The sequence below is a fragment of the Nonomuraea recticatena genome (assembly GCF_039533245.1).
In the GTDB taxonomy this organism is placed as follows: domain Bacteria; phylum Actinomycetota; class Actinomycetes; order Streptosporangiales; family Streptosporangiaceae; genus Nonomuraea; species Nonomuraea roseola.
Map to the genome: position 1 here is coordinate 1 of NZ_BAAATE010000084.1, position 6,288 is coordinate 6,288.

4 protein-coding genes and 1 pseudogene are annotated in these 6,288 nt (G+C 61.0%); 2 read left to right on the top strand and 3 right to left on the bottom strand.

The features are described 5' to 3' along the window. Positions 1-223: 223 nt before the first annotated feature. Positions 224-628: a DUF6009 family protein gene (locus ABFX50_RS51745; RefSeq protein WP_379506892.1), complete on the bottom strand. Its 405-nt coding sequence runs from the start codon at positions 626-628 to the stop codon at positions 224-226. Further along, positions 625-2,145: a DNA primase family protein gene (locus tag ABFX50_RS50120; RefSeq protein WP_346158287.1), complete on the bottom strand. Its 1,521-nt coding sequence runs from the start codon at positions 2,143-2,145 to the stop codon at positions 625-627. Before ABFX50_RS50120 ends, ABFX50_RS51745 begins: the two co-directional genes overlap by 4 nt. A 2,179-nt stretch (positions 2,146-4,324) precedes the next feature. Here ABFX50_RS50120 and ABFX50_RS50125 point away from each other — a divergent pair. Next, positions 4,325-5,125: pseudogene (locus ABFX50_RS50125) on the top strand (transposase family protein). 40 nt (positions 5,126-5,165) lie between these two features. Here ABFX50_RS50125 and ABFX50_RS50130 read toward each other — a convergent pair. Continuing rightward, a complete protein-coding gene (locus ABFX50_RS50130; RefSeq protein WP_346158289.1) occupies positions 5,166-5,612 on the bottom strand; it encodes a hypothetical protein in 447 nt (148 codons plus the stop codon). A 405-nt stretch (positions 5,613-6,017) separates the two neighbouring features. Between ABFX50_RS50130 and ABFX50_RS50135 the strand changes: the two genes are divergently transcribed. Further along, positions 6,018-6,161, top strand: a complete 144-nt coding sequence (locus ABFX50_RS50135) for a hypothetical protein (protein ID WP_346158291.1) — start codon at positions 6,018-6,020, stop codon at positions 6,159-6,161. Positions 6,162-6,288: the final 127 nt, after the last annotated feature.

The following is a 6,288-nucleotide window of genomic DNA, read 5'->3' on the forward strand; positions in this document are numbered from 1 at the left end:
GCGACGCCGCGGTGGCCGTCCTTCAGGTGCGCAACCTGGGCGGCTGGGCGCTGTCGGGGCTGCGGGCGCGCGACAGGTTCGGCGCGGGCGAGCAGACAGGCTGATCAGGCCGACACTCACGTCCGTGAAACCCACGCGATGCAACAGTCGGGTCAGACGGCTGACTACGACTGAAGGCCACGTTCGTCACGCCTTCTATCCAACCAGCAGAGCAAGGCTTGAATCATGCTTTGTCGAGTGTGATTCCAAGCTCTACCATCGCGGGTGAGGGAGGGCCTCCTTCCGACCGCTCGGTTTTCTTTCCTGGGCACCTGGGCGCGAGCGTCCGCGGATCGATGGCTTCCACCGGAGCCCCAGTGCTGTAGAACCCTGTAGGCTGCTGATCACGATCGTGAGGAGCTAGCCAGAATACGCGTCTGCGAAACGTACCTGACGCCGGTGAGCCTTTGGCCGCAGGCCCCAATACGGCATAGCCGACCATACGGCCATCCCGGTGATAGACGGGTTTACGGCTACGGGTCGACAGACGATCGAGGCTCTGCCGGACGTAGTCAAGTGACCCTATGTCCTCCAACCAGACCAGCTCGACTTCATCCATCAGGTCATCGGGATCAATCGAAGCGCTCATCGCTGCAGCTCCTCACCGCCAAGATCGGAGATCAGGCCGAGCCCTGGATAGAACTTACGAGAGTTGGACAGGACCATTTCCTTTGGCGAGGCCATCCCAAGGGTGTCACGGACCCGCGCCGCAAATGCCCGAGCCGAAACGGGCGTGGCTCCTTCGCTAGCGCACCAACGAGAGTATGCAGTGTACAACTGCGCCTGTTCAGCACGCAGAGCGGGATCCAGCTTGCACGCCTCGGCAATAAAGCGCCCCACCACATCCTCCGTCGCCTCATAAGCGTCGGTAGCGACCCGTACCCGCTGCGGGCCGGACAAGTCCTTCTCGCCACGTAGATAGCGACGAGCCCCCTCCACCAGCCACGCGAGAATACCTGCACCCTCCTCCTGCACCAGAATCCGCGCAAGATTGTCGACCTTGCGCTCTTCGGCCACCACACGTTCGAAGGGGATCAGGCGAAGCCTCCGCCAGAACGCGAACCCACCAGTACTGACCTCTGGCCGATGGTTACCGATCAGCCATAGGTGATGCGTGGGGTCAAAGCTGAAGAAGTCCTGCCTCATACGCCGCGCTTTGATCTTATCTCCGCCAGTCAAGAGCTTCACCCGAGCCTCATCGAATCTGTCACCCGGTTTGAGCTCAGCACAGACGATGATACGGCGCCCATGCAGTTCAGCCAGGTCGGTGGGATGGCCGTCGAAGGCCTTGGCCATGAGAAAACCCGGCGGCGCCGCATCAGCGTAGTCACCCATAAGCTGCAGCATCACCTCCACCAGCACCGACTTGCCATTCTTGCCCTGCCCGTAGAGGAACGGCATCACCTGAGCGCCAACATCGCCAGTAATCGAGTAGCCCAGCAGCAGATGAAGAAAGTCGATTGTCTGCCATCCGTCGATGTCATCCCCGAACGTGTCCTTGAGGAATCGATGCCACCTCGGAGTCGCGATGTCTTCAGGCGCCAGGGCGGTCGAACGCGAATGCAGGTGCCTCGCCGGATCGGGCGGAGACAGCCTGCCAGAGCGAAGGTCCACGACGCCCGCAGGCGTGCATAGGGCGTAGGGGTCGGCATCCAGCAGCCCTGGAGGCAAAACCATCCCCGGAGCAGCCTTGGCCTGCACGAGCAAGGCGTTCATCCCGGTGGTGGACAGTGCACGCCGACGGTGGCGGTGCAGTTCGGCAGCGCTGAAGCGGCCGCGCGAGTCGAACACGGCCAGCTGCTCGGCCATCTCCCCTGCCGCCCACATGACAGCATCGCTTTCATCCAGGACCCACCGATGCCCCGCCCACCGAAACCAGCCCATACCGGGAACATGTTTGAAGTCTCCGCCGTACAACCGCACGAACAACTTGGCATTACCGCGATCGGTCAAAGTATCGGGCAGGAGCCCATCGCTACTAGCGATGGGCTCCTGCTGCGCCCGCAGGTGTGAAGACATCTGGGTCACGCTCACCCCCGACAGATCGAGGATTTGCTGAGCTGCGGCCACCGGGTCGAACCTCCCCGGGTTGACGGAGGGCGTCATGGATGTCCTTGAAGACGAAGCGGGCTACGCACGCCGGCAGCCAAACCATTCACAATGCGGGAGTTGGTTCCCGGACATGACATGGTCAGCTGCTCGTCGAGAGCTGCCGTGAGGCAACCACGACGCCAACTCCACTGACGAAGACCCAGGGGTTCGTCCGTTACATGGCCGCGCCTTCTGTATGGGCGGCTGGCACCAGCTGGGACTCGCGACGTCCACGATGAGGTCGTCGCGGGCTGGCGAGCAACGGCTGGCGATTGAGACGGAACCTGTTCGAGACGAGGACCGTCGTGATCGGGGCGCGGCGTCACGTCATCCTCTCGTGGGCTTGTTCCTGTGCTTTAGTCGCTACCTGTAGATCCACGTCCGCTGAGGCGTCTCGGCTTGCGCCAGGGTGAACGGCCGGGACTCCAGTTCGGCAAACCAGGCCAGCTATCACCGTATCGATGAGGCCAGGCTGGAATGGCTGGCGTTAGCCAGGAACTGATAAGCGGAGTCATGTGGTCATACAGTTGGCCGCTTACAGCTCCAGGAATGCCGGGGCATAGACTATTTTGCCGCACCTGTAGCGACTGAAGCGACCCACGTTCTCAACCTATGAGATCGCCAGAGCGCTGCTCTGTATGAGGTCTGTCCGGAACTTGCGTCACTTCGGTCGTTGAGTGTGGGCTCCTCGTGGCCTGGGCTTTCTTGCAGCGACCCGAGAGGGGCGCTACAGAACTGCGGAGCCGGAGTGGGCTCGACTCCCGCCTTCAACTCGGAGACCACGATTGTGCCGCTCATGTCGAGAGGAGTTCAGAACTTATGAGAACGAGTCCAAAGTGACCGAAGTTCTGCATCGCTGCTACAAGCAACCAGTGCCAGCCATAGTCTTGGCGTCTCAAGTGGACACGCAGAACAAGCGAGTGTTGGTCGCCGATGGAACCACGTTTGGAGCAGACTGTCTGAGCGACGAGCAACAGCGGAGCGTCCAAAGTCTTCCACAGGAGTCCAACCTGCTGCGACGACAAAAAGGTTATCTGGCAGACGTCAGCTCTTCATCGCGGAATGCCACCTGCCTGACGGTGAACGCGCAACCATTCAAGGTATGTGAGAGGGCGGCATTCAGTTGCCAAGCGACTTTGACCTTGCCCTCTCTAATGCGGAACTTCAATACACATAAACACGCTCTCCGCGGTATCGCTACGCGTCGAAGAATGGTGAACCAGGATGGTGCGGATTATCAGTGAACTGCTGAGCCTTTGTATTTCATCCATGATATAGGTAGAGTGAGGAATCACGGACGAATCCGTGATTCCTGAAATCACCACTCTCTATTGCTGGGCTCCGCGGTGATTCTCACACTGTCAGGCGTGTCGATCAGTGTAGTGGCAGAAGTGAAGGCGAGTGCTCCGAGAACCAGAGCGAGCGCGGCCTGCTTCATAGACGACCTCCATATTTGTCCACTAGATAGTTGATTAGCATGCCTTCGGCTCACGTTGCCGCACGATATCCTTAACTGCCATTCCTCGTCGAGATCCTGCCATCCAGGCACTCTGGATCGCCATACCGACGTCGCGAACGGTTACGTTCGGCGAAGGAGATGGTTGTAGATGATCCTGTTTCTGCGGGCTGGCAGCTGCCATCCTGAACTGCGCCGCCTTGGTCACTGTCGCGAGCAGATCGCACAGATGCTGGGGTCAGGCTGCTCCGGACATGCCGGCTCCGAACGCCTTGACCACCCTCGGTGAGCATCCGAGATGATCGCCTGAGCTACCAGGCCGACCACGGAGGCCGGGCTCCGCAGGAACCCCATCAGTCAGCGCGGTCCTCGGCGCTGAGGGTCTCGAGCTGTAGATTGCGCGCTGACCGGTGGCGGTAACTGGGTAGCTACCAGAGGATGCGCGTTGATCGTGTGACCGCTCTGCGCATTTTTCTGCCTCAACCGAGTCCAGCTCACACGAACATGCACTGCTCCATCGACGGGGAGATTCCGGGCGGCGGGCCGGTTCGCTGACCTCGTTCTCACACCCGGTGGGCGGCTCCATGTTGGCCTGGTCGCCATCGACATCAGTGAGCTTTTCATCCTGAGGTGCCGGGTCACAGGCTTGTTGTAGGCTCCGGGACTTGATCTACAAGCAGAGAAGTCCCTGGTAGATGCGTTGTCGACCAAGGGCAACAGCATCTCCAGGAGCTTCGCGTGCTGTTCTATCGTGCCGCGCTGCCGTTGTCGCGCCGGACGTTGACGTTCCTGTCCGGCATCATTCGCCGGCACTGCAAGAAGATCGGCTTCCGCTGGCGCCGGCTCAATCTCGGCCAGCCGGCCATGCTCACATTCGTCCACTTGCGCAAGGGGGAGACGCTGATCGAGCTGGCGGCGGGCTTCGCCGTCGGCGCCACCACCGTATGGCGCTACATTCGGCAGGCCATCGCCCTGCTCGCCGGCCGCGCACCTCATCTGGATCAGGCGTTACGCGCCGCCCAACGTGTCATTACGCCTTCGTGGTGCTGGATGGCATCCTGATCCCGATCGATCGGGTGGCTGCCGAGCGGCCGTACTACTCCGGCAAGCACAAGAACACGGCATGAACATCCAGGTCCTGACCGCCCCGGACGGCACTCCACTGTGGACCTCCGGCTCCCTGCCAGGCTCGGTACACGATCTGAAGGCGGCGCGGGTCTGGGGCATCGTGCGCCGGCTGAAGAGCGCCGGACTGATCGCCCTGGCCGACAAGGGATACGTCGGCGCAGGTGAGCCCGTGCGCGTGCCGTATAAGGGGGAAGAACAAGCCAGCCGCACAGAAGAGCGCGAACTCCTCCCGCGCAGGCTCCGCAGACCGGGGGAGTGCGCGAATGCGCAGCTGAAACCTGGCGCATCCTCCGCAAACTACGCGGCTGCCCTCTTCTCGCAGGTCAGCTCGTCAAAGGCATCCTGCCTTGCAACTCCGCGAAGCAGGATGAAAAGCACTCATTCTCCGCCGATCTGGCGTGCCAAGCATGAAATTTCATATAGACGATCTCATGAGGCGTCACCGCAGCCGCTACCACCATGTTGTGCAGATGACCACGTGGTTGTACGCCACTGATCCGCAGGCGCGAAACTGGTAGTTGGCATCACTGGAGGTGTATTTGGCGGCGCTCGTCTTGGACAAGTTGTATCCACCGACCTGGAAGGGGCCACATTGCAGCCAGGTGCGCCCGCCATCTCTGGTCCAGTCCATCCAGATGTTGTCGTAAGGACCGGTATTGCCTTTGATCTTGGCGAATCCGTATTCGCGTCCACCCCATCCGACGGTGTCGCGCTCAAGCGTGACTTCGACGCCATACCCCATGTTGAGAGGACCGCGTACCACCTGGCCACTCTTAGTATCGGGGATGTCGAGGAAACCATTGGCACCTCCCTCACAGTCGGCCGCCGAGGCATGAGCGGACGTCGGTGGGCCAACTGTAGTAACGCCGCATGTCAAAACAAGTGCGGCGATGGACATCAAAGCACCACGACGATACCTGCTCATCTTTCTGCTTTCTGTGGGGAGGGGAGCGCGAGACTTCAGTGATGATCACGAAAAGTCGAGCGACGGCGCAATCAATGACGGAAGACCTGGTGCGATCGACACAGCACTCCGAAGCTAGTGGAGGCAATGCGTGAGTGACATGCACATTGACGCCATTTGCCGTCGCGATCCTGCCACCCGTCTGTTCGCTCGAACTCGTGCGCGCCACTGCTGGCTGGATCGAGCGCGACTACACCCTGGAGAAGAGCCTTGAAGGCCCGACATCCCGATGGATCGGGATGTCGGCACCAAGAGAGGCGGGCGTCGAACTTGACCGGATAGCACGACGCCCGGGGCCTTTGGCGGTACGGTCATCCGGCTCCGACGTGGATACGCCAGTTGTTCGTCCATCGATGGGCTCATGATCAGCGCGACGGGCTCGCCCCCGGACTCGAGGTCATGATCGAGCGCGAGGCCAACACCCCGCACGGGCTGTCCATCGATGCGGTACGCGAGTTCGAGCCGCTTCCCACCGAGGTGTGATGATGGGTCATTGCAGGCCCATTCTTCATGATCGGCTGGGGAGTTTCGCAGTGGTTGAACATGTTCTCGTGGCGCCGGACAAGTTCAAGGGGTCGTTGTCCGCGGCCGAGGTCGCGGGCAGGGTGTC